The organism is Streptomyces sp. NBC_01520 (assembly GCF_045040375.1).
Taxonomy (GTDB): Bacteria; Actinomycetota; Actinomycetes; order Streptomycetales; family Streptomycetaceae; genus Streptomyces.
The window spans coordinates 5,654,243-5,678,783 of the sequence record NZ_CP109404.1 but is presented as its reverse complement, the minus strand read 5'-3'; the positions used below and the strand labels follow the sequence as shown (position 1 = coordinate 5,678,783).

Annotated in this window: 18 protein-coding genes and 1 pseudogene; 3 read left to right on the top strand and 16 right to left on the bottom strand. The window is 69.8% G+C overall.

Features of this window, described 5'->3' with window-relative positions; all coding sequences use genetic code 11:
- Positions 1-2 precede the first annotated feature (2 nt).
- The 13 genes from OG524_RS25965 to OG524_RS25905 all read right to left on the bottom strand — a co-directional run bounded on the left by OG524_RS25965 (position 3) and on the right by OG524_RS25905 (position 15,029).
- A complete protein-coding gene (locus tag OG524_RS25965; RefSeq protein WP_405388458.1) occupies positions 3-188 on the bottom strand; it encodes a hypothetical protein in 186 nt (61 codons plus the stop codon).
- 153 nt (positions 189-341) lie between these two features.
- Entirely contained in the window at positions 342-971 is a 630-nt protein-coding gene (locus OG524_RS25960) for a hypothetical protein (RefSeq protein WP_405388460.1), read from the bottom strand.
- A 52-nt stretch (positions 972-1,023) separates the two neighbouring features.
- Complete coding sequence (locus OG524_RS25955) at positions 1,024-1,578, bottom strand: GNAT family N-acetyltransferase (RefSeq protein ID WP_405388461.1); 555 nt, start codon at positions 1,576-1,578, stop codon at positions 1,024-1,026.
- Between the two features lie 18 nt (positions 1,579-1,596).
- Positions 1,597-3,816, bottom strand: coding sequence for an MMPL family transporter (locus tag OG524_RS25950; protein WP_405811755.1), 2,220 nt, complete (start codon positions 3,814-3,816; stop codon positions 1,597-1,599).
- Positions 3,817-4,242: 426 nt separating this feature from the next.
- Entirely contained in the window at positions 4,243-5,751 is a 1,509-nt protein-coding gene (gene gatB, locus OG524_RS25945; protein ID WP_405388463.1) for an Asp-tRNA(Asn)/Glu-tRNA(Gln) amidotransferase subunit GatB, read from the bottom strand.
- Positions 5,752-5,767: 16 nt separating this feature from the next.
- Positions 5,768-6,001, bottom strand: a complete 234-nt coding sequence (locus OG524_RS25940; RefSeq protein ID WP_327122222.1) for a hypothetical protein — start codon at positions 5,999-6,001, stop codon at positions 5,768-5,770.
- A 5-nt stretch (positions 6,002-6,006) separates the two neighbouring features.
- Positions 6,007-7,509, bottom strand: coding sequence for an Asp-tRNA(Asn)/Glu-tRNA(Gln) amidotransferase subunit GatA (gatA, locus tag OG524_RS25935; RefSeq protein ID WP_405388464.1), 1,503 nt, complete (start codon positions 7,507-7,509; stop codon positions 6,007-6,009).
- 5 nt (positions 7,510-7,514) lie between these two features.
- Complete coding sequence (gatC, locus tag OG524_RS25930; RefSeq protein ID WP_014048481.1) at positions 7,515-7,811, bottom strand: Asp-tRNA(Asn)/Glu-tRNA(Gln) amidotransferase subunit GatC; 297 nt, start codon at positions 7,809-7,811, stop codon at positions 7,515-7,517.
- A 175-nt stretch (positions 7,812-7,986) separates the two neighbouring features.
- Positions 7,987-10,140, bottom strand: coding sequence for a putative bifunctional diguanylate cyclase/phosphodiesterase (locus tag OG524_RS25925; protein ID WP_405388465.1), 2,154 nt, complete (start codon positions 10,138-10,140; stop codon positions 7,987-7,989).
- Between the two features lie 305 nt (positions 10,141-10,445).
- A complete protein-coding gene (ligA, locus tag OG524_RS25920) occupies positions 10,446-12,641 on the bottom strand; it encodes an NAD-dependent DNA ligase LigA (protein WP_405388466.1) in 2,196 nt (731 codons plus the stop codon).
- Between the two features lie 24 nt (positions 12,642-12,665).
- Positions 12,666-13,691 carry a methionine synthase gene (locus OG524_RS25915; protein ID WP_405811754.1) on the bottom strand — a complete coding sequence of 342 codons (1,026 nt, stop codon included), beginning with the start codon at positions 13,689-13,691 and terminating at the stop codon, positions 12,666-12,668.
- A 32-nt stretch (positions 13,692-13,723) separates the two neighbouring features.
- Complete coding sequence (locus tag OG524_RS25910; protein WP_405388468.1) at positions 13,724-14,416, bottom strand: SDR family oxidoreductase; 693 nt, start codon at positions 14,414-14,416, stop codon at positions 13,724-13,726.
- Positions 14,417-14,489: 73 nt separating this feature from the next.
- Positions 14,490-15,029 (bottom strand): TIGR00730 family Rossman fold protein, encoded by a 540-nt coding sequence (locus OG524_RS25905; RefSeq protein ID WP_405388469.1) that lies wholly within the window; start codon positions 15,027-15,029, stop codon positions 14,490-14,492.
- 65 nt (positions 15,030-15,094) lie between these two features.
- Here OG524_RS25905 and OG524_RS25900 point away from each other — a divergent pair, with 65 nt between their 5' ends.
- The 3 genes and pseudogenes from OG524_RS25900 to OG524_RS25890 all read left to right on the top strand — a co-directional run bounded on the left by OG524_RS25900 (position 15,095) and on the right by OG524_RS25890 (position 19,020).
- A complete protein-coding gene (locus tag OG524_RS25900) occupies positions 15,095-15,430 on the top strand; it encodes a DUF427 domain-containing protein (RefSeq protein WP_405388470.1) in 336 nt (111 codons plus the stop codon).
- A 62-nt stretch (positions 15,431-15,492) separates the two neighbouring features.
- Positions 15,493-16,298, top strand: a pseudogene (locus OG524_RS25895) (alpha/beta fold hydrolase).
- Between the two features lie 259 nt (positions 16,299-16,557).
- Complete coding sequence (locus OG524_RS25890) at positions 16,558-19,020, top strand: protein kinase domain-containing protein (RefSeq protein ID WP_405388471.1); 2,463 nt, start codon at positions 16,558-16,560, stop codon at positions 19,018-19,020.
- Positions 19,021-19,401: 381 nt separating this feature from the next.
- Here OG524_RS25890 and OG524_RS25885 read toward each other — a convergent pair whose 3' ends face one another.
- The 3 genes from OG524_RS25885 to OG524_RS25875 form a co-directional block, all read right to left on the bottom strand.
- Complete coding sequence (locus OG524_RS25885) at positions 19,402-20,136, bottom strand: M48 family metallopeptidase (protein ID WP_405811753.1); 735 nt, start codon at positions 20,134-20,136, stop codon at positions 19,402-19,404.
- Between the two features lie 47 nt (positions 20,137-20,183).
- Positions 20,184-23,741, bottom strand: coding sequence for a type I restriction endonuclease subunit R (locus OG524_RS25880; protein ID WP_405811752.1), 3,558 nt, complete (start codon positions 23,739-23,741; stop codon positions 20,184-20,186).
- 128 nt (positions 23,742-23,869) lie between these two features.
- Positions 23,870-24,346 carry an ATP-binding protein gene (locus tag OG524_RS25875; RefSeq protein WP_405811751.1) on the bottom strand — a complete coding sequence of 159 codons (477 nt, stop codon included), beginning with the start codon at positions 24,344-24,346 and terminating at the stop codon, positions 23,870-23,872.
- Between the last annotated feature and the right edge of the window lie 195 nt (positions 24,347-24,541).

Genomic DNA, 24,541 nt, shown 5'->3' with positions numbered 1-24,541 from the left:
CGTCACGCGGCGTGCGCGAACCGGTCCGGGTCGCCGCTCACCCGCCCTTCGGTGTCGTCCCGTCCGGCACGGGAGGCCGAGCGGCGGGCGGCCCGGCGGGCGAGGACGGCCTGGCGGACGGTGCGCTGTTCGTCAGCCAGCCGGATCAGCTCGGTGGCGCCGAGGCGGTGCATCTCGTACTCGTACATCTCTTCTCCCTGGTGACGAAAGCGGGGGCACGGGCTGTTCGCCGTGCCCCCACTCTCGTCCGCCAGGGGTTGCCGCCGCATCGGGCGGCTGCCGCATCTCCGCGGCGCGGGGGCCTTAGACCCCGGTCGTGGATGCCTTAGGGAACGGCCGCGTCATCCGGCGGCGACGGGCAGGCCGACGACGAGGTCGAAGTACATCCCTACGGAGATGAGGATGCCGAGCACGCCGAGCGCGACGCCCGCGAGGGCCACGGAGCGGATCCAGCCCGGCTGCGGGTCCGCGGCGGGGGGACCGAAGGCGGGACGGACCAGGACGAAGGCGCCGACCAGCAGGGCCAGAAGTGCGAACAGTCCGCCGACGAGGGCGGTGGTGTGCCAGCCGTCGGCGTAGATCTCGGAGATCTGCTGGGCTGCGCTGCCGCCGCCCGAGGTCTTGATCTGGCCGATCAGGGTCTCGCGCTCGGCGGCGACCCGGCCGGTCCAGCTGCCCGAGAGGGAGATGACGCCGAGCGCGGCGGCGACGACGGCCGCGGCTCCGCCACCGGCCCCGGCGGACGCCGCGGCTTCCGCCTCGGCGTAGGGGTCGGTCTCCAGGTCGTCGTCGTCCTCCGCGTCCGCATGTCCTACGGCATCGTCGGACGCGGCGTCGGGGGTGTTGTCGGGGGCGGCGGCGGCGTCGGGCTCCGTCTTCGTCAGGTCCGCGACGGCGCTCTCGTCCGCTGCCGACTTCTCCTCGCGGTCGTCGTCGACGGCGGAGGTGGTCTTGGAGGGGGTGGTCTTCATGCGCCGCACGCTAGGGGGCCCGGATGAGAACCTTCTTAACGCGCCGCGCCCTTCAGTCCCGCCCGGCACGCCATTCGGAGGCCAGTACCGACCAGATCTCCTGGTCGTGCCGCACTCCCCGGTAGAGGCAGGACTCGCGCAGTACGCCGTCGCGCGTCATCCCCAGACGCTCGGCCGCCGCGACGCTGCGGGTGTTGGCGGCGGAGGCGATCCACTCCACCCGGTGCATCCCCCGCACGTCGACGGCCCAGTCGATCAGCTTGCGCGACGCCCGGTTCACCAGCCCACGGCCCTCCCCCGCGGGCTCCAGCCAGCAGCCGATCTCGCAGTTCCCGGTCCCCGCGTCGAAGATCCGGAACAGGACGCCCCCGACGAGCGTGCCGTCCAGCCAGATTCCGTGGAGCCGGCCGGTGTCGGCCGCCTGCTTGTCCGCGTACCGCTGGAGGAGTGACCGCGCGGAATCGAGGTCCGTCGCAGCCGCGGCGAACGGGATCCACGGGTCGACCAGGCCGCGCGCCCGGTCCATGTGCGCCAGGAACTCCTCCGCCTGCCAGGGTTCGAGCGGGCGCAGCTGCGCCCCGTCGTCGCCCAGGGACACCGCGAACACAGATACTTCTCCTCGGTCTCAGTGGGTGCGCTGAGCGACGAGCCGGTCCTGGTCGTCGGCGCGCTCCCCGGGGATCTTCGCATGCGGCACGGCGCGGTCGGGCGGCTCGATGCTGATGCGTGGGAGCAGGCGGTCCAGCCGGGCGGGCAGCCACCAGTTCGCGCCGCCGAGCAGGTGCATCAGGGCCGGTACCAGCAGGGTGCGCAGGACGAAGGCGTCGAGTGCGACGGCGGCGGCCAGCGCGATGCCGAACATGGCGATGACGCGGTCTCCGCTGAGTACGAAGGCGAGGAAGACGGAGATCATGATGACGGCCGCGGAGTTGATCACCCGACCGGTCTCGGCGAGGCCGACCCGGACGGATCTGCGGTTGTCCCCGGTCTCCAGCCACTCCTCGTACATCCGGCCGACCAGGAAGACCTGGTAGTCCATCGAGAGCCCGAAGAGGACGGACACCATGATCACCGGGAGGAAGGGCTCGATCGGGCCCGCGCTGCCGAGCCCCAGCAGCTCACTGCCCCAGCCCCACTGGAAGACCGCGACGACGACTCCGAACGAGGCGGCGACGGCGGCCACGTTCATCACGGCGGCCTTCAGCGGGATCGCGAGGGAACGGAAGGCCAGCAGCAGGAGCAGGCAGCCGAAGCCGATGACGACCCCGACGAAGAGCGGGAGCTTGCCGATGATGATCTCGGCGAAGTCGTCGTAGCTCGCGGTCACGCCGCCCACATGGACCTGGAGGGACGTGTGGTCCTGGAGCGGCGGCAGTACGTCGTCGCGCAGCCGGTCGACGAGTTCGCTGGTGCGCTGCGACTGCGGCGCGGACTCGGGGACGACGGTGACGAACGCCGTGTCGCCGCTGTTGCTGTACGCCACCGGGCTCACGGAGGAGACGCCGTCGGTGGTCCGGAGCAGTCCGGGCAGACCGTCCAGGGCGAGCCGGTCGTCGGCCCCGTCGAGGTGGGCGGCGATCGTCAGCGGCCCGTTGACGCCGGGACCGAACCCGTCGGCCAGCAGGTCGTACGCCTGCCGGGTGGTCGCCGTGGCGGGGTTGTTGCCCTGGTCGGAGGTGCCCAGGTGCAGACCGAGGGCCGGCAGGGCAAGGACCGCCATGACTGCGGCGGCGACCGCACCGAGCAGCTTGGGGTGCCGTTCGACGAACCCGGACCAGCGGGCGGCGAAGCCGGTGATCCGTTCGGGCGACGGCCCGTGTTCGGCGAGCTGCCTGCGCTCACGCCGGCTCAGCGCCCGCGTGCCGATGAAGGAGAGCAGGGCCGGCAGCAGGGTCACGGAGGCGGCGACGGTCAGCACCACGGTGAGGGAGGCGGCGATCGCGACGCCGTTGAGGAAACCGAGCCGCAGGACCAGCATGCCCAGCAGGGCGACGCAGACGGTGGCTCCGGCGAAGACGACGGCGCGCCCCGTCGTCACGACGGCGTTCTGCGCGGCCTCGGTGACGGACAGGCCGCGGCGCAGTCCTGTGCGGTGCCGGGTGACGATGAACAGCGCGTAGTCGATGCCGACGCCGAGCCCGATCAGCATGCCCAGCATCGGCGCGAAGTCGGCGACCGTCATGACGTGGCCGAGCAGCACGATGCCCGCGTACGCCGTCCCGACGGAGACGAGGGCGATGGCGACTGGCAGCAGGCTCGCGGCGAGCGAGCCGAAGGCGAGGAAGAGGACGAGGGCGGCGACGACGACCCCGACGGCCTCACTGAGGTGGAGGGCCGGTGCTTCGGTCAGGGCTACTGCGGTGCCGCCGAGCTCGACCTGGAGCCCGTCGCTCCCGGCCGCCTTCGCGGTGTCGACGACGGCCTGTGCCTGCTCCTTCGGGATCTCGTCGGCCCGGTGGTCGAAGGTGATCGTGGCGTACGCGGTGCGGCTGTCCGCGCTGATCCGGCCGTTGCCGGCCGGGCCGTAGGGGCTGGTGACGTCCCCGACGCCGGGCAGGGCCTCGACGGCCTCCAGTGTCCGGGTCATCGTGCGTTCGACGTCGGTGGCGCGGACGGTGGGGCCCTCGGTGTGCCAGACCACCGTGTCGGTGTCACCGCCGAGGTCCGTGAACCCCTCCCGGAGGAGCGCACCCGCACGCCCCGACTCGGTGCCGGGCACCTCGTAGTCGTTGGAGTACGCGGAACCCGCGAAGCCCGCCGCGGTGGCGGCGCCGCCGAGGGCGAGCAGCCAGATGAGGACGGCGGCGAGGCGGTGCCTGAGACACCAGCGTGCGATGGCGGCCAACGGAGGTGCTCCTGAGGGTTCGTGGACCCATGTCGGGAGATAAGGGAAACATCCCGCAAAAGTCTCATGACCTGGGATGACTCACTCTGTCAGCGAATCGTGATCATTTGCCCGTTTCGTGGCCATGGTCACAGGACTCGACGGAAGGCACCGCTGTCACACGGAACAGAGGGCGCGCCTCACACCGAGGGCGCGGCTCACACCGAGGGCGCGGCTCACACGGAAGGCGCGCCTCACACCGAGGGCGCGGCTCACACCGAGGGCGCGCCTCACACCGAGGGCGCGGCTCACACGGAAGGCGGTGCGTCACGCGAAGGCCGGTGCGGCTGACGAAGGGCGGTGCCCCCGTGGCCCGGGGTGCACCGCCCTTCGTTCACACATCTCCCCCGGAAGGCCTCGGCCCTCCGGCGCCGGGCCGTCCCGGGATCAGCCCTCGACGCCGAGCTTCTCCAGGATCAGCTCGCGCACGCGTGCCGCGTCCGCCTGGCCGCGGGTGGCCTTCATGACCGCACCGACCAGCGCGCCCGCCGCGGCGACCTTGCCGCCACGGATCTTGTCGGCGATGGCCGCGTTGGAGGCGATCGCCTCGTCGACGGCCGTGCCCAGCGCGCCCTCGTCCGAGACGACCTTCAGGCCGCGCTTCTCGACGACGGTGTCCGGGTCGCCCTCGCCCGCGAGGACGCCCTCCAGGACCTGCCGGGCCAGCTTGTCGTTGAGGTCGCCCGAGGCGACGAGCTCGGCCACCCGGGCGACCTGCGCGGGGGTGACACCCAGCTCGTCGAGACCGCGGCCGGTCTCGTTGGCGTTGCGGGCGAGCTCGCCCATCCACCACTTGCGGGCCTGGTCCGCAGGAGCGCCGGCCTCCGTCGTGGCGACGATCAGGTCGACCGCGCCCGCGTTGAGGATGGACTGCATGTCGTGCTCCGAGACGCCCCACTCCTCCTTGAGCCGCGCACGGCGCAGCCGCGGCAGCTCGGGAAGGCCCTTGCGGAGCTCCTCGACCCAGTCACGGGCGGGGGCGACGGGCACGAGGTCCGGCTCCGGGAAGTAGCGGTAGTCCTCGGCGTTGTCCTTGATGCGGCCGGCCGTGGTGGAGCCGTCCTCCTCGTGGAAGTGCCGGGTCTCCTGCACGATCGTCCCGCCGGAGTTCAGCACCGCGGCGTGGCGCTGGATCTCGAAGCGGGCCGCGCGCTCGACGGAACGCAGCGAGTTCACGTTCTTCGTCTCGGAGCGCGTGCCGAACTTCTCGCGGCCGTGCGGGCGCAGCGACAGGTTCACGTCGCAGCGCATCTGGCCCATTTCCATCCGGGCATCCGAGACACCGAGGGCCTTGATGAGCTCGCGGAGCTCGGCGACGTACGCCTTGGCGACCTCGGGGGCGCGTGCGCCGGCCCCCTCGATCGGCTTGGTGACGATCTCGATGAGCGGGATGCCCGCACGGTTGTAATCGAGCAGCGAGTGGGAGGCGCCGTGGATACGGCCGGTGGCCCCGCCGACGTGCGTCGACTTGCCGGTGTCCTCCTCCATGTGGGCGCGCTCGATCTGCACGCGGAAGATCTCGCCGTCCTCCAGCTGGACGTCCAGATAGCCGTCGAAGGCGATCGGTTCGTCGTACTGGGAGGTCTGGAAGTTCTTCGGCATGTCCGGATAGAAGTAGTTCTTCCGGGCGAAGCGGCACCACTCGGCGATCTCGCAGTTCAGCGCGAGCCCGATCTTGATGGCGGACTCGACGCCGATCTCGTTGACGACCGGAAGCGCGCCCGGCAGTCCGAGGCAGACCGGGCAGGTCTGCGAGTTGGCGTCCTGCTTGAGCTCGGTGGAGCAGCCGCAGAACATCTTGGTCTTGGTGCCGAGCTCGACATGGACCTCGAGGCCCATGACGGGGTCGTACGTCGCGAGGGCGTCCTCGTACGACTCCAGGTCAATGACAGTCACGGTGAAACTTTCCCTCTCAGCCCAGCAGGACGTCGTCGTCGCCGAGACGCTTGAGTTCGCGGTAGAGGATCGCAAGACCGGTCACGATCGCCGCGGCGGAGACCGCAGCGTCGATGAGCCGGAGCGTGTCGCTCTCCTGGCGGGCGAGCTTGGCCTGCTTCGCGACACTCAGGGCGCCGAAGGCGGTGGTGCCGAGCGACAGGTACACGCCGGACTTGGACTTCTTGAAGTTCTTGGCCTTCTTGGTCATTGCACTCACAGTGACGGAGCCTCCTCGATCAGCGGGTGTCCCCACTTTTCCACGAAGGCGGCCTCGACGGCGGCTCCGACCTTGTACAGCCGGTCGTCCTTCATGGCGGGGGCGATGATCTGCAGCCCGACCGGGAGGCCGTCCTCCGGGGCCAGGCCGCAGGGCAGCGACATGGCGGAGTTACCGGCGAGGTTGGTCGGGATGGTGCAGAGGTCCGCGAGGTACATCGCCATCGGGTCGTCGGCACGCTCGCCGATCGGGAAGGCGGTGGTGGGCGTCGTCGGCGAGACGATGACGTCCACCTGCTCGAACGCCTTCTCGAAGTCCTGGGTGATGAGGGTGCGGACCTTCTGGGCCGAGCCGTAGTACGCGTCGTAGTAGCCGGAGCTGAGCGCGTACGTACCGAGGATGATGCGGCGCTTGACCTCGTCGCCGAAGCCGGCCTCACGGGTGAGGGCGGTGACGTCCTCGGCGGACCGCGTGCCGTCGTCGCCGACCCGCAGGCCGTAGCGCATGGCGTCGAAGCGGGCCAGGTTCGAGGAGCACTCGGACGGCGCGATCAGGTAGTACGCCGACAGCGCGAGGTCGAAGGACGGGCAGTCCAGCTCGACGACCGTGGCGCCGAGCGACTTCAGCAGCTCGACCGACTCGTTGAAGCGCTGGACGACACCGGCCTGGTAGCCCTCGCCCGCGAACTGCTTGACGACACCGACGCGCATGCCCTGTACGGAGCCGTTGCGCGCGGCCTCGACGACCGGCGGGACCGGGGCGTCGATGGACGTCGAGTCGAGCGGGTCGTGGCCGGCGATGGCCTCGTGCAGCAGCGCCGCGTCCAGGACCGTACGGGCACAGGGCCCGCCCTGGTCGAGGGAGGAGGAGAAGGCGACCATGCCGTAGCGGGACACACCGCCGTAGGTGGGCTTGACGCCGACGGTGCCGGTGACGGCCGCGGGCTGGCGGATGGAGCCGCCGGTGTCCGTGCCGATGGCCAGGGGCGCCTCGAAGGAGGCCAGCGCGGCGGCGGAGCCACCGCCGGAGCCGCCGGGGATCCGGGTGAGGTCCCAGGGGTTGCCGGTCGGGCCGTAGGCGCTGTTCTCGGTGGAGGACCCCATGGCGAACTCGTCCATGTTGGTCTTGCCGAGGATGACGACGTCGGCGGCCTTCAGCTTCTTGGTGAGGGTCGCGTCGTACGGCGGGATCCAGCCCTCCAGGATCTTGGAACCGACGGTGGTCGGCATGTCCTGGGTGGTGAAGATGTCCTTGAGCGCGAGCGGCACGCCGGCCAGCGGGCCGAGCTTCTCGCCCGCCTCACGCTTGGCGTCGACGGCGCGGGCCTGCGCGAGCGCGCCCTCACGGTCGATGTGCAGGAAGGCGTGGACCTTCTCGTCGACGGCGTCGATCCGGGCCAGGTGGGCCTCGGTGACCTCGACGGCCGTCAGCTCGCCGGAGGCGACCTTCGCGGCGATCTCGGCCGCGGTGAGCTTGATGATGGTGCTGATGTCCGTCATGACTTTTAGTCCTCCCCCAGGATCTGCGGCACCTTGAAACGCTGCTGCTCCTGGGCCGGGGCGCCGGAGAGCGCCTGCGCGGGGGTGAGCGACGGACGGACCTCGTCCGCGCGCATGACGTTCGTCAGCGGCAGCGGGTGGGAGGTCGGCGGTACGTCTTGGTCGGCGACCTCGGAGACGCGGGCGACCGCGCCGATGATGTCGTCGAGCTGACCGGCGAAGTGCTCTAGCTCTTCGCCCTTCAGCTCCAGACGCGCCAGCCGGGCGAGGTGGGCGACCTCCTCGCGCGTGATGCCAGGCATGCAGCGATCCTCAGGGGTTGGTGTGCGGTTTTGGCCCAATCCTATGGGGTCGCCGCCCGCTGCCCCGCCTGCTTCCCCGCCCGCCGCCTCACAATCCCGGTCGGGCCCCGTCGGGCCCGACCGGCGATTGAGGACAAATCGGCCACCAGGTCGCCCTGGCGCTTCAGGCCGCCCGTCAAGCCGTGGCCGGACCGGGATTCAGCGCGCGTCCCGCGGGCCTGGGTTCCAGCTCGGGCGCCACCGCCGCGGCGGCAGCGGCAGCAGCGGCTGCCAGCTCCGCCGGCCGCCTCCAGCCGTGTTCGCCGCGCGCCCGCAGCCAGGCCGTCGTCTCCTGCGGCGGCATCGCGGCGGCGACGAGCCACCCCTGGACCGCGTCGCAGCGCAGGTCCCGCAGCCGCTCCCAGGTCTCGTCGTCCTCGACGCCCTCGGCGACGACCAGCAGGCCGAGCGAGTGGGCCAGGTCGATGGTGCAGCGGACGATCTCCGCGTCCTCGTTGTCGACGGCCAGCCGGGCCACGAACGAGCGGTCGATCTTGAGTTCGCTGACGGGCAGCTTGCGCAGGTGGACCAGCGAGGAGTAGCCCGTGCCGAAGTCGTCGAGGGACATCTTCACGCCGTGCCCGGTCAGTCCGGCCAGGGTGTCGGCGGCCCGCTGCGGGTCCTCCAGCAGGACGTGCTCGGTTATCTCCAGCTGCAGCGCCCCGGCCGGGACACCGTGCCGGGCCAGCCGGGCCGCGACGCTGCCCGCGAAGCCTGGGGTGTGGACGTCACGCGGCGACACGTTGACCGCGACGGGGACGAACAGTCCCTGCGCACGCCACCGGGCCACCTGGGCCAGCGCCGTCTCCAGCACGTACTCGGTGAGGTGCGGCATCAGGCCGGAGGACTCCGCGATCGCGATGAACTCGTCCGGGGGGACCCGCCCGCGCTCGGGATGCACCCAGCGTACGAGCGCTTCGAGACCGGCGACCTGGCCGTCGAAGCGGACCTTCGGCTGGTAGTGGAGCTCCACCTCCTGGGCGTCCAGGGCACGCCGGAGGTCGCCCAGCAGACCGAGCCGGTCCGGGGTGTTGCTGTCGCGCTTCGACTCGTACACCTCGACGCCCGTACGGTCCCGCTTGGCCTGGTACATGGCCACGTCCGCGCGCCTGAGGAGCCCTTCGGCGTCCAGCGCGTGCTCGGGGTGGACCGCGACGCCGGCGCTCGCCTCCAGGACCAGCGTGAGCCCGTCGAGGTCGAGGGGCGAGGACAGCTCGGCGACCAGATGTCGGGCGACGCGCTGGGCGCTGGTGATGGAGTCGGCGGTCGGCAGCAGTACGGCGAACTCGTCGCCGCCCAGCCGTGCGGCCTCCGCTCCGCGCGGCAGGGCGAGACGCAGCCGGTCCGCTATCTGGAGCAGCAGCCGGTCCCCCGCCAGGTGGCCGAGGGTGTCGTTGACGGCGCGGAACCGGTCGAGGTCGATGAGGACGAGGGCCGATCGGGTGCCGGTGCTCCCGGCCTCCTCCAGCGCCGTCCATGTCCTCTCCAGCAGCCACTGACGGTTGGGCAGTCCCGTCAGCGGGTCCCGCAGTTGCTCCTCGGCCCGTGCGCGGGCGATCCAGAGCGTGGAGTCGAGGGCGATCAACGGGATCGCGAAGAGCGGCAGCAGCACGGGTACGGCCGACGCGACGACACAGATCAGCGGGGCGATGCCGAGCAGGGCGACCGCGACGAGCCCCTGGCGCAGGAGCGCGGTACGGGCGATCGTCGGCAGTCCGCCGCTCTGCGAGGCCCGTGCGCACCAGAGCAGCACCCGGGTGACGAGGAGGTACGTGGACGCGGCGAGCAGGACTTCCGGTACGGCGTCGATGCCCCAGTGGAGCGGGCGCCAGGGTGTCTCGACGGTCGGTACGTTGCCGAAGGCGGAAAGGACCAGTGCGGCGGCCCCGATGCCGAGTATGTCCACGGCGCCGTGCAGCAGTCCCTGCCGCCAGCGATGCCGTCTGGCCGTGCCGACGAGCACCACGACGACGAGGCTGACCAGGCCCGCGGGCACCCAGCCGTAGAGCAGCAGCACGGCGAGTGTGAGGGCGGCACCGGAACCGGTGCCGCCCCACCAGCGGTCGCGTCCGAGGGCCACCAGGTGGCCGACGATGATTCCGGTGAGCAGGGCGAGCGACCAGCCCGCGGTGCCGTCCGGGAAGAGTGCGTGTCCGTCGCGGACCGTCCGGTAGAAGCCGGTCGCGAGCTGGACGGCGGCGACCGCCACGACGACGGCCCCCACGTTCGAAGTGAGGCCCGCGAAACCTTGCAGCCGCGACACCGGTGCGGCGCTCTCGGTCGGTTTCATTCCGTCCCTCTCACAGCCGGCGGTGCCGATGTCCCATGGTGGCCTCCGCTCCCATGCCACCACGACCCGATTCCCACCACGCGGCCGGGCACGGCAGGTACACGTTCAACAGTAGGCCGCCGAGGGCCCGTACGGGCAGCGCTCTACAGCTCTTGCCCGAATGCGGACCTTGGCCCCCTCACCCTCTGATGTGCGCCGAACGGGTGGTTCCGGCCGGCCGGACCGGACCTCTCGCTCCCCTCACGTCCGCTCTCTTCCCCCGTCACCCACGGCCATTCCCCGGCAGCGTCTCGATCGCGCCTCGATCACGCATCGGCGGGCACAGCGGCCTCACGTGCCGCGTCCGGCCCCTGGGCGAGGAGCACGGCGAAGCCGTCCTCGTCCAGGACGGGGACCTTCAGCTGCATCGCCTTGTCGTACTTCGAACCCGGGTTCTCCCCGACCACCACGAAGGAGGTCTTCTTCGAGACGGAACCGGTCACCTTCGCGCCCCGGCTCTGGAGCGCGTCTTTCGCGCCATCCCTGGTGTGCGTCGCCAAAGTCCCGGTGACCACGACGGTGAGGCCTTCGAGGGGCCGCGGCCCCTCGTCCTCGCCGGCGCCCTCGTCCTCCGTCCGGACCCCGGCCTCCCGCCACTTGCGCAGGATCTCGCGGTGCCAGTCCTCGGCGAACCACTGCTTCACGGACGCCGCGATGATCGGGCCGACCCCGTCCGCGGCGGCCAGCTCCTCCTCCGACGCCTCGTCGATCCGGTCGATGGACCGGAACTGCCGGGCCAGCTCCTCGGCGGCCACGGGGCCCACATGACGGATCGAGAGCCCGGTGAGGATCCGGGCCAGCGGGGCCTGCCGGGCCGCCGCGATGCCCTCCAGCATGCCCAGGGCGTTCTTCCTCGGTTCGCCCTGCTGGTTGGCGAAGACCGTCGCGATCTTCTCCTCGCCGGTCTTCGGGTCACGCCTGGGGAGCCCGCTGTCCGGATCAAGGACGTAGGCCCGGATCGGCAGCAGCTGCTCCACCGTCAGGCCGAAGAGGTCGCCCTCGTCCCGCAGGGGCGGCTCGACGGGCTCCAGCGGCTTGGTGAGGGCGGCGGCGGCGACATAGCCGAAGTGGTCGATGTCCAGGCACTTGCGGCCCGCGAGATAGGCCAGCCGTTCCCGCAACTGGGCCGGGCAGGAGCGCGCGTTGGGACAGCGGAGGTCGATGTCGCCCTCCTTCATGGGCCGGAGGCCCGTACCGCACTCGGGGCACTCGGACGGCATGACGAAGGCCCGCTCGCTGCCGTCGCGCAGGTCGACGACCGGTCCGAGGATCTCGGGGATGACGTCGCCCGCCTTGCGGAGCACCACCGTGTCGCCGATGAGGACACCCTTGGCCTTCACCACGTTCTGGTTGTGCAGGGTGGCGAACTCCACCTCGGAACCCGCCACCTCGACGGGCTCGACCTGGGCGTACGGCGTGACCCTGCCGGTGCGTCCGACGCCGACCCGGATGTTGACCAGCTTGGTGTTGACCTCCTCCGGCGCGTACTTCCAGGCGATCGCCCAGCGCGGGGCGCGCGAGGTGGAGCCGAGGCGGCCCTGGAGCGGGATCTCGTCGAGCTTGACGACGACCCCGTCGATCTCGTGCTCCACGGAGTGGCGGTTCTCGCCGAAGTACGCGATGAACTCCCGTACGCCGTCGAGGGAGTCGACCACCCTGTTGTGCCGGGCGGTCGGCAGGCCCCACTCGCGCAGCAGCTCGTAGGCCTGCGACAGCCGGTCGATGTCGAAGCCCTCACGGGCACCGATGCCGTGGACGACCATGTGGAGCGGGCGGGTGGCGGTGACCTTGGGGTCCTTCTGGCGCAGCGAACCGGCCGCCGCGTTGCGCGGGTTGGCGAAGGGCTTGTCGTCGGCCTCCACCAGCCGGGCGTTGAGCTCTTCGAAGGCCTCCATCGGGAAGAAGACCTCGCCGCGGATCTCGACGAGCGCGGGGATCCGGTCACCCGTCAGCCGGTGCGGGATCTCCGCGATCGTACGGACGTTGGGCGTGATGTCCTCGCCGGTGCGCCCGTCGCCACGGGTCGCGGCCCGGGTCAGCCTGCCGTGCTCGTACGTGAGGTTGACCGCGAGGCCGTCCACCTTGAGCTCGCACAGGAAGTGGTGTCCGGGCGTGCCCACGTCCCTGGCGACGCGCTCGGCCCAGGCGGTCAGCTCCTCGTCGTCGAAGGCGTTGTCCAGGGAGAGCATGCGCTCGCGGTGTTCGACGGATGTGAACTCCGTGGTGTAGGGCCCAGCGACCTTCTGGGTCGGCGAGTCCGGCGTACGCAGTTGGGGGTACGTGTCCTCGACTGCCTCCAGCTCACGCATCAGCCGGTCGAACTCGGCATCGCTGACGACGGGCTGGTCCTTCACGTAGTACCGGAAGCGGTGTTCCTCGATCTGCTCGGCAAGGAGCGCGTGCTGCTCCCGCGCCTCCGTCGGCACACCCGTCGGCTGCTGTGCCTGCTGTTCGCCGGCCATCGTCCCGTTCCTCCCGTTGACCCGTTACTCAGGGTTGTCTGCGAGCGACCTCGCGGCCCGGGCGCAGTGGGTGAGCGCGGCGCGCGCGTACGCGGGCGACGCCCCCGCCAGCCCGCAGGACGGGGTGATCACGACGGACTCGGTGAGAGTCCCCGGATTGAACCCCAGCCTGCTCCACAACGTCCTGACACCCATGACGCTACCGCCAGGGTCCGACAATGCGGTCGAGGCCGCGTCGACTCCGGGAATCACGCCGAGGAAGAGCTGGGTGCCGGATTCGACGGCTTCCCCGATCGCCTCCTCCTCACGCTCGGTGAGGAGGGAGAAGTCGAACGAGACGGCGTCGGCTCCGGCGCGGCGCAGCAGGGCGAAGGGCACTTCGGGGGCGCACGAGTGGACCGCCGTCGGCCCCCCGGCGTTCACCGCGAGCAGTTCGCGGAGGGCGTCCTCGACGACCTGGCGGTCCACGGCACGGTAGGTGCGGTATCCGCTCGCCGACCTGACCCGGCCGAGCAGCACGGCGGTCAGGGAGGGCTCGTCGAGCTGGAGGACGACCTCGGCGCCGGGCACCCGCCGCCGGACCTCCGCGAGGTGGCCGCGCAGCCCTTCCGCCAGCGAACCGGCCAGGTCACGGCAGGCGCCCGGGTCCGCGAGCATCGCCTCGCCGCCCCGCAGTTCCAGGCCCGCGGCCAGGGTCCAGGGGCCGACGGCCTGGACCTTGAGCAGCCCTTCGTAGCCCTGGGTGTACTCCTCCAGGGCGTCGAGGTCCTCGCCGAGCCAGGAGCGGGCGCGCCGGGTGTCGCGGCCGGGGCGGTCGCTGATCCGCCACCCGCTGGGCTCGACGTGGCCGTACATCTCGACGAGCAGTCCGATGGTCCGCCCGGTCATGTCCGCGCCGGGGCCGCGCGCGGGCAGCTCCGCCAGGTACGGCATGCCCTGCCCGTCGGCGAAGGATCCGGCGACGGTTTTGGCCGCTTCCCGTGCGTCGCCGCCCGGCATGGACCCGACCCCGGTGGCGGCACACCCGCTGAACTTGCTCTTCTCGCTCACGCGGAGAGCCTACGGGCCGTACCGGCCCCGGTTCATCGGTGGCCGGGGCGGACCGTCAGGTTGTTGATCTCGGCGTCGCGCGGCAGGTCGGTCGCCAGCAGGATCGTGGTGGCCACCGACTCGGGCTCGATCCAGCGGGACGCGTCGTACTCCTTGCCCTCCTGCTGGTGGACCTTGGCCTGCATGGGGCTGGCGGTGCGCCCGGGGAAGACGGAGGTGACCCGCACCCCGTTCGCGTGCTCCTCGTGGCGCAGCGAGTCGGCGAGGGCCTTCAGTCCGTGCTTGCTCGCGGCGTACGCGCCCCACTCGGCGTGCGCGTCGAGTCCGGCGCCCGAGTTCACGAAGACGACGTGGCCGTGCGAGACGCGCAGCTGCGGCAGCAGCAGACGGGTCAGTTCGGCGGGGGCGATCAGGTTGGTGTTGAGCTGGAGGTGCCAGGCCTTGGGAGTGAGGTCGCCGATCCGGCCGAGCTCGACGACGCCCGCGATGTGCAGCAGCGAGTCGAGGCGTTCGGGCATCGGCTGCTGGCCGAACGCCCAGGAGAGCCGGTCGGGGTTGCCGAGGTCGCCGACGAGCGTGCGCGCCCCGGGGTGGAGCGCGGCCAGTTCCTTGGCGCGTCCCGCGTCCCGGGCGAGCAGCACGAGTTCGTCGCCGCGCTCCAGGAGCCGGCGGGCGACGGCCGCTCCGATACCGGAGCCTGCGCCGGTGATGAGGTGAGTAGGCATGCCCTCATGCTGTCATCCCGGCGGGGCGTCACCGCCGGCCGCTCCGGGCGTCACCGCAGTCCGGCACGGGGCGTCACCGCCGGCCGGCCGACTCCTCCAGGTGGGCGAGCGCCCCGACGCCGTCCTTGGCGAAGAAGACCAGGTCGGTGAGGGGCAGCGGCAGGAAGCCCTCGTCCTCCATGCGCTGGAACTGCTGGCGCAGGCCGTCGTAGAAACCGGCCGTGTTCAGCAGGACGACGGGCTTGGTGTGCTTGCCGTGCTTCTTCAGCTCCAGGATCTCCGTGGCCTCGTCGAGCGTTCCCGTGCCGCCGACCATGACGACGACGGCGTCGGCCTTCTCCAGGAGCAGCGCCTTGCGTTCGGCCAGGTCCTTGGCGATCACCATCTCGTCGGCGTCCGTCCTGGCCTTCGCCGCGAGGAAGTCCACCGACACGCCCACGAGCCGCCCGCCGGCCGCCTGCACCCCGTCGGCGACGACCTTCATGAGCCCGCTCTCCGATCCGCCCCAGACCAGGGTGTGTCCGCCCCGGCCCAGCAGTTCGGCGAATTCCCGGGCGGGCACGGTGTAGCGGTCGTCGAGGTCGGCGGCGGAGAGGAAGACGCAGATGTTCATGGGGACACCGTACGACCGGCCTCCGGCCCGGGAAGAAACCGGCTTCCCGGGCGGCTGAAGGACATATGACTTCCACCGCAGGACACACCATCACCGTCGAAGCCGCCTCCGTGCACGTCCGCGCGATCCGGGACGGCTCGGTGCTCGCCGAGAGCCACCGCCCGCTCGTGCTGCGCGAGACGGGCTGTCCCGTCCGCTACTACCTGCCGCCCGAGGACGTGCGTACCGACCTGCTGACCCCTTCGGACACCCGTACGCACTGTCCGTTCAAGGGGGACGCCTCGTACTGGTCGCTGCCGGGTGCCGCGGATCTCGTCTGGGCCTACCCGGAGCCGAAGGAGCAAGTCGCCGCGATCAAGGACCACTTCTGCTTCTACGCCACGGACGTGGTGTCCGACTGACCGTCAGCAAGTTGTCTCCGCCGGGGCGATGAGTTCCGCACGGCGGTACGGTCCACCCTCACATGGACACGATTCCCTCCCGTGACGGCACGTCGATCGCGTACCGCCGGCGGGGCGACGGGCCGCCGGTGGTCCTGGTCGGCGGGGCACTGAGCACCGCGGCGGCCGAGGAACCGCTGGCCGCTCTGCCGGCACCGCACTTCACGGTCTTCACGTACGACCGCCGGGGACGCGGCGCCAGTGGTGACGGCGGGCCGTACACGGTCCGCCGGGAGGCCGAGGACCCGGCCGCGGTGGCCGGGCGGGCGGGTGAGCGGGTGTCCCTGTTCGGCATGCTGTCGGGCGGGGCGCTGGCCCTGGAGGCGCAGGCGGCCGGGCTGCCGGTGGATCTGCTCGCGGGCTGCGAGCCGCCGTACACCCCGGGGCCGGCCGGTCTGCTCCACATTCCCGCTGCACGGCCCGGCTGCACCGGATGCTGTCCATCGGGGACCGCGACGGGGCCGTCGCCCTGTACATGTCCCGGACCGGCGTCCCGGAGGAGACGATCGCCCGTATGCGCCACGTCGACGTCCCGCGGTGGAAGGGGCTGGAAGCGCTGGCACACACCCTGGCGTACGACGACGCGCTCCTGGGCAACGGCACGGTCCCTGCCGAGCGGTTCGCGACCGTCACGGCGCGCACGCTGGTGATCTGCGGCGGGCTCAGTCCCGACCCGATGCGCGGAATGACCCACGCCCTCGCGGCTGCGCTCCCCCGGGCGCGGCACCGCACCCTGACCGGGCAGAACCGGGAGCTGGCGCCGCAGGCGATCGCACCGGTCCTGGCGGACTTCTTCGCCCGGGACGTGTTCGCCGTCCGGGCCTCCTGAGCCGCCTCGTCGCCGCGTCCGTACAGGGGTCGGACGTCGCGGCGGGGCGATTCCTGCCCGATGCCAGTACGCCGGCCTGCTTCGGGCCGAGGATCCAAGCCTTGACACTGGATCCGTCCCGCGATCGGACCAGCGGATCCAGGAGCAAGCAAAGCCACGCACTTCTCCCAAACCGTCACCATCGCCTTCAGGTGGGGTGTATATAGCTGAGTGGGGGCTGACGGCCCATCAGGTCGTCGCGAAGGCGTGAGGGGATGTCATGGCAATCGACGAGAAGCGAATCACCGACTTCTTGCAGCAGAGCGACCTACGGTCACGTGTCGCAACCGTGCTTCGCGCAGCCGGGTTCATCATCGTCTGGGTGAAAGAAGAGGCCAACGGCTCCCGCTGGGCCCTGTACTTGAAGCTGCCAGGGACGCTGCGGCAGTCCTTCGGTACAGCGAGAGAGGTACTTGTATGGGCGGTACAGTCCGCTGAATTCCAGGCCCGCACCATTACACAGGCCGCAGAAGTAATCCTGCAGGAGCGGCCTCGCCTATGTGAGGACTTCTCGATCGTCATCACGCACGACCCGAACACTCAGCAGCACGCCATGGAGACCGCCGAAACTCTTGACACCATCTTCCTTGGCTTCAGCGTTTCAGAATTTTCACAGTTCAAACCTTACGGCGAAAAAGATTTCATCGCTTCACTGAAAAATCGACTGTACTCACGCGACCTGTACGACCTGCCTTCCGCAGTCCATCGGTCGGAAGACTTTTTCGGCCGAAAGGTTATCGTAAAGGAGATCGTAACAAGACTGCGCAGCGGGGGCGGCCACGTTGGAATTTTCGGTCTACGTAAAATTGGCAAAACCTCTCTGATGTATCGCCTGCAGACCGCGCTACGCAATGATGACGCCGTCTATGTTGCACACGTCGACGTCGAGCGCATCGACGCCATCAAGCAAACAGCCGAGCACCTTCTATGGAACCTCGGCGAATCCATTTACGACTCACATCGGCAGATCCGGCGAGTCGAAGGTTTTCAACTGTTCGGCCAGTACCGCCTGTTCTCAGCCATCCCCGACGCATCCCACGTATTCGAGCTCTTCGATCATGACATGCGCCTCCTTTTCTCCCAGCGCAAACGCAAATTGGTACTGATGTTCGACGAGATCGAATTGCTGTCCCCCATCGCCCCCGGGTCGCAATGGGGAAACGCTTTCGTCCGAGCTTGGCGACTCCTGCGAGGATTGGATCAGCAGTACCCCGACCGGCTCAGCTTCTTCGTCACCGGCACGAACCCCAGCATCTTCGAACGCAACTCGATCGAAGGTGTAGAAAGCCCCGTCTACAACTACTTCTCCATCAGCTATCTAAAGCCACTTCCCGCCGAGGACGTTCGCAGTCTCCTGGTCGACCTCGGGCAGAGAATGGGGTTGATCTGGCGCCCCGAGGCAGTCGAGCGGGTCTTCTCCGCAACTGGTGGCCATCCTGCGCTGGTCCGGGCGCTTGCCTCTCTGGTCCACCGATCCATCCCGCGACTTGAAGCCGAAGCCATCGTCACGGCAGAGCACGTCCGCGGGGCGGTCGACAGCTTCTTCACAGAGCGCAGTTCACTCCTGAGCCAGGTAGTCGCCATCCTCGAGGAGCAGTACCCCAACGAATACTTCCTTCTGGAGCTGCTCGCGGAAGCTCGTCTCGGCGAATATCGCGAGTACGCCGAGGCTTTCCCCTCCGACACCGCGCACTTGACGGGCTACGGTCTGTGCGAAGCCCTCCAGCAGTGCACAAAGATCGAGATCGAACTGGTCCAGACCTCCCTTCAGCGCAGGGTCAAGCAGAAGGCTGCTGCCTCCCCCCATGCATCCCACGGCCTACGCCCCGGAGAGGTCCTCTCAGGCTATGAGGTAGTTGCGGTAATCGGTCACCCGGGCGGGTTTGCGAGCGTCTACTCGGCACGCTCCCCCCATGGAGAGCTGGTGGCCCTCAAGGTTTTCAAGAACAGCCTTCTCAGTGCCCTGCAGAGAGAACTCGCTCCACTCCAAGGAATCAACCACGACAGTGTCGTCAAGGTGCTGGATCACGGCACGAGCGATGGTGGTGTGGTGTTCATGGTGATGGAACTTCTCACCGGATGCACCCTGCGTGACTACTGCACCAGATCGACCCGAGCTTCGGAGAGTGAAGCCATCACCTGGCTCACACAACTACTCTCCGCCATGGTCGCGTTCCACCCCGATGACGATCGCGTACGCCAGCTTCGCGCCCTCAGCGAAATCACACAGGAGCAGATGAACGAACTGGAACTGGCACGTCACGGTTTCGTCCACCGTGACGTGAAGCCTGAAAACATCATGATCACTGCTCGGGGCGCCGTGCTGATCGACTTCAACATCTCCGTGCGCGCGGCCACGGACGTCGTGACTCGAAGCATGACGGACGGCTACATGCCGCCTGAAGGCCTCGGCAACGTCTGGAGTCCTGAGCTCGACATATACCAGCTCGGCTTGAGCGTCCTCCAGGCAGTACTGGGCGTCGAGGGACAGCCGACCAACGTTCCGGATCTGCGAGAGATGGCCCGTCGTGACCTCAACCCCGGATTGGCCGCCCTGCTGAACAAAATGACGGCACCTGTCCCTGCGGACCGGTTCACAACTGCAGCACAAGCACTGAGTTCAGCGCGGCGACTGGATCAAGACGAAACCACGGCGCCGGCAGTCGCGCAGGAGGCGGTCTAAGCCTTGTCCCGTGACACCCGGCTGCAGTTGAGATCGGCATTACCTGTCTCCATGACCTGCTGCTCAGAGCTGAGATGCCGCAGGTAGTAGCAGCTGGGTGGTCGGGCAGTGGGTGGGTGATGCACACCGCCTCAGGGCTCGAACGAGTCCTTCGTACTGGGCATCGGAGAGCGTTTGACACCGCTGCACGCCAAGAGCTCGGTTCCGGTGGCGTCGAAGTAAAGGGTGAAGAACGAGAGCCGGTCCGCTGCGAGGATGGCCGCGGTACGTAGTCGCTCGCCGCGGTGCCGAGCGAGGATTTCAACGGGCTCGTCTAGGCCGAGGGTCTTCGGCAGACCGCGCTTCAACGACTGTCTCGGCCTCGTTGCGGCGATACCGTCCCTACCGGATCGCTCCGCGCCACAATCCCGGCTCCACCCTCGCGAACAGCTCTTCGCGTGCGTCGGCATCCGGCAGCACGAGCCGTACCTCCCGCCGGAAGGCCGCACCGTGACCGGTCGCACGCAGGTGACAGAGTTCGTGTACGAGTACCAGGTCCACCAGCGACGGCGGCAGTTGCAGAACCGCCCAGTGCACTGTGATGCTGCCGTCCTGCCCCAGAGCCCCCCACCGGGGGCCGAGGTCACAAGCCTCGACGGGAGGTGTGGGCAGCCCGACGCGTGACGCGTACGTGGGAAGCCGTGCGGCGAGCCACCGGGTGCCGCATCCCTCGTACCACTGTGCGATCCGATGTGCGCCTTCACCGGCCGTCTGCGGCCTGGGCAGCTCCAGCCAGCCCCGGTACAGCCGCACCCGGCTGCCCTCGTCCTGTGGCAGAAGCTTCAGCCGGTGGCGCCGTCCCAGGTAAGTGAAGCTGGTCCCTCCGACGACTTCCTTGACCGGCTCGCCCGGTCTGGTCCGCCTGCGCCGTACCTCGCGCGCCAGGCGTGGAAGCCGCGTCCGTACGGCCTGTGCGACTGCCGCCGGGTCGGCGTCCGGCGGTACGGCGAAGAGGACGTCCCCGCCCTCGCCGATCTCGATGCCCAGGGTCCGTCGCCGAGGCCGCACGACGACCTGCCACGTCCACTCCCCTGGCACGGGGAGCGCCGCGATCGCCTGGTGGACGGGAGTTCTCACGCTGGCATTCCTACCACCTCGCAGCTCGGATCCCCCGGGGCCCCCGCTCAGCGCCCGTTCTGCTCCTCGTGCCGCAGGAACTCGGCACGGCGCTCGACCGCCAGCTCCACCAGGTGCCCGGCGAGCGGGCCGGTGTCCTCCCAGTCCAATGAGATGTGCGTCTCCAGGCTGACACGAAGTAGCTTGCGGACCCGGTCCCGGGTGTCCGGGAGGTGCACGATGTCCGGGGAGCGCACGTGCCCGGCGATCTCCACGGTGAGGGCACGGGCGGCTGCCATCAGATCGACACCCGGCGGGATCAGCGCGCCTCCCTCCAGTTCCTGTACGAGCAACCCATGGACCGGCCGCTCGGTCAGCGGGTCCAGACCGGTGCCGGCGCCGGCGTCCCCGGCGTCACTCGTGTTCATGTCGCCGACCAGTTGGGCCAGATCGGAAGCGGCTTTCTCGAAGTCGTCCCGTATGCGCTGCACGATCTCGTCCAGACGTCGGCTGAACCGGGTGTAGCGGGCCCGGTCCGTACCGATCTCGGCCGTGATCCGGAGCTGGACCGAACCGGTCATGTAGGAGACCCGGGCACGCGCGTCGCTGTTGGCATTGACCCGTTCCATGAAATCGGAGGCCGTGAGCTCGACGGGCGGAATCCGCTGCTCGATCTCCGTCACCCGCAGGTGCCGCGCCATCAGCTGCCGGATCTTGGCACCGTAGCGGCGCGGGCTGAAGTCGTCGCGCCCGTCGAGGTAGCGGCGGCGTGCCAGGTACTGGACTTCGCCGAGCAGACGGGCGAACGCCTCGTACCGCAGCGCCTCGGGGCTCGGCAGTACGGCATTGAGTGCGGTGAGGAAGTCACGCGCGAGCTCGTCGAAATCGTTGCGCAGCAGCGGGTCCTCAAGCGTGGCCAGCAGATTCTCGCGCTCTTCCTCCACCGTGAGCGACGTGACGCCCAGGGCTCCCAGGAAGTCGGAGACGCGGGTGCGCAGATCGGCGAGCAGGGCCTCGGCCGCCTCGTCGGCCTGGAGCAGCAGCCGGTCACGGACGGGCTGTTCTCCCGTGAACGTCCTCTTGTCGAGGTGGTCGACGGACATGTCGTAGCCGTACAGCTCGCGCAGGTGCGCCTTCTCGTACTCACCCAGCGAGCGGGCGAGTTCCGGGCCGATTCCGATGAAGTCGACGACCTGCCCCCACCGCTTCGCCGGGTACGGGCGGTTGGTACGGGCGACCGCCTGGAGCAGACCCGCGCCGGACAGTGCACGGTCAAGGTAGAGCACCTGCTCGACGGGGGCGTCGAAGCCGGTGAGCAGCATCGACTGCACGACCAGGAAGGCCATGGGTTCCTCGCCGGGCTCCTCCTGCTCGGCCGTCGGCAGTCCCGCCTGCCGCCCGTCCGGGTCCCAGACCTCCCCGGTCCCGCCGGGCGTGCCCAGGCCGGAGGCCGAGGTCCCGTGGGTGGCCGCCTCCCAGGCGGGGTCCTCGGCAGCGGCCAGCGGATCACCGATGCCCTTCTGGAAGCGCCCGATGAAGTCGTCCTGCCGGGATTTCGACGTCCAGCACTTCCACTCCTCGGGGTCCTTGCGCCCGCTGTTCGGCTGGGCCTCGGAGATCACCACGGCGGCGTCGATGGAGTTGAGCACGTTCCGGTGCGCGACCAGGTCCAGCAGTTCGCGCTCCTCCCCTTCGGCCTCGAAGGCGGCGATCGGATCGTGGACGAGGTCCGGAGGAAGGGCGTCGATACGTGCCACCAGCCGGTCGCGCGCCGCGAGGAGGGCATCCCGGTAGCGCACCGCCGCGAGCCGGGAAACGGCGGCGAGCTGGGCGCCGAAGCGGTCCGGCAGCGCCGTCCGCGCCCAGTGCCGCAGCATGTGGTCGGCCTTCGCCTCGATCACCGAGGGCGCTTCGAGGATCTCCTTGCGCCGGGCGAACTTCTCCAGGACGCGTTCTCGCTGTACGGGGTCTGCGGGCACCTTCTCGTCGAACTCGGCGTCCAACGCCGCCTTCTCGACCACTTCCAGCGGAACGCTGTACGCCTCGTACCGCACCGGGACCACGGCCCCGTCCCGCTCGGCGTCGCGCAGGGTGTACGTGTCGGCGTAGCTGCCGAAGATGTCCTCGGTGGTCTTCCGGTGCTTGCTGAGGATCGGCGTCCCGGTGAAGCCGACCATGGTGGCGTTCGGCAACATGGCGCGCAGCCGCGCGTGCTGCCAGCGGTCCTGGCCCCGGTGCGCCTCGTCGATCAGGACGACGATGTCCGGGCTCGGGTTCTGGACACTGTTGTACAGATGGCCTTCGCCGTCGTCCCCTTCAGGAAGCTTCTCTTCCCGGCCGTCGTCCTCCGTGTCGTCCCTGCGCGCCTTCTGTAACGTGACGAGCACGAGGTCAGGCACGTCGACGGCGAGGTGGGTCCGCGCCTGCGCCACACTGGTCGCCCGGTGGATCTTCTGGTCGCTCGCGGCGAGACTCCCCTTGATCTGCTTCTCCAGATCGAGCCGGTCCGTCACCACGACGACTTTGTGCCCGTCGAGACCGGGTGTGCTGCGCAGATGGCGTACGAGGAACGCCATGGTGAGGCTCTTGCCCGACCCCTGGGTGTGCCAGACGACCCCGCCCCGCTGGTCGACCGGCTCCCTCGCCGCGATCTTCCGGCGTCGCTCCAGCAGACGCCGGGACAGCTTGTGCACCGCCTTGAACTGCGGGTAGCGGCCGATGATCTTGACGGTACGCGGACCGCTCCCGGCCTGGGTGGTGAAGTCCCTGACCAGGGTGAGCAGGTGCGCCGGTCGCAGCACGCCGGCCACGAGGATGTCCTGGTCGCTCAGCGGGGTGCCGCTGCGCCTGCCCGTCTCCTCACGCACCTGTTCCTCGGTGGCGGGCAGCGTGGTGCGCCATGGTGCGAAGCGCAGCGAGTCGGCGGTGACGGTGCCGAGCTCGGCGTGGTCCCGGTCCGTCCCGATCAGCACCTGGGCGAACCGTACGAACTCCGCAACGGGCGCGGGGGCTTCCACACCCGCGTAGCCGATGACCTGCTCGACGGCCGCGTCCAGCGCCGCGCGCTGTTCCTGCCGACCGGAGACCAAGGGGGCCTTGCACTCGATGACGACCCAGGGCAGGCCGTTGACGAACAGCACGACGTCCGGGATGGCGTCTCCGGCATTCTTGCGCTCCACCCGGAACTGCGAGACGGCGAGGAAGTCGTTGCCGTTCTCGAACTCGCTACCCCAGTCGACGAGTCTGATGTGTTCGGGATCGCCTTTGGTCCAGCCCGGGACGGTCTTGGAGTTGATCCCCTTGCGCAGGAGTTCGGTCGCGTCGAGGTTGCCCGCGACACCCCGGCCCGGTCGCCCGAATCCCGGCGCCGTGCCCTGGACCCGTGCGAGGAGGTGGTCCAGCTGGGCACGGGACAGCCAGGGCTTCCCGTCACGCCCCGGGTTGATCCGGGCCACCGCGTCCCGGAACCGTTGTGCGTGGACGACCTGCGTGAAGCTCTGCCGCCCGGACGCGCCCGGGTCGGTGACCGTGCCGTGCGGTGGGCCGCCCTGGAGGTGCGTCCACCCCATGGCGGCCAGCTGCTCGGTCAGCGGCTTCTCGGTCCTGTCGTACTCCGGCTGACCCATCCCTGGTCTCCCCGCGCGCCCGTCACCGTACGTCCCACCCGCACCCGTATGGGTGTACGCGGAACTCTACCGGTGGGCACCGGATCGGCCAGGGGGCGGAAGGGTGGGCGGCTGAGCAGGGTCTGCCGTCAGCTGGTGAGCGCCAGCTCGAACCAGATGGTCTTGCCACCGGACCCCAGCTCCCCTTCCCCTATGGCACAACCACCCCAGCGGTCGGCGACGAGTTCGAGGATGTTCAGGCCCCGGCCGGCTTCGGCGTCCGTCCCGACGGCCGGTGTGTGCGGCTTGGGCAGGTCCGGGCTGAGGTCCCAGACACTGACCCTGAGCACGGGGTGCCGCCACTGGAGCCGTACTCCGGCGGGGCCTTGGGTGTGCCGCACGGAGTTGGTGGTCAGCTCGGAGGCCAGCAGCTCGGCGCGGTAGCTGAGTTCGGTGAGTTCGTGCGCGTCGAGGATGGCCCGCAGGGTGGTACGGGCGATGCGGGGGCCTCGCGGGTCACGGGGGAAGGAGAGCTCGTAGCTCCAGGGGTCGGCGAGCGGGATGGGGGCGGGGTGGTGGTCCTCGTACGGGCTGTACGGGGTGTGGAGCGCGGGTTGGGTCCTCACGGGCACCTCCTGGGGTGCGTGCGAGCGGATGAAGCGGGCGTGCGCCAGAGGTGGCTGAGGGGTTGTGCCGCGAGCGACGGTGGCAATGCCGGTCCGGGCCTGCCTCCCGGGTGGGCAGGGTGGATCGGTGCGCTTCCGTTGTGACGACAACGCGAGCGGTGTGGGACACACAGTAATCACATCCATCCAACCCGT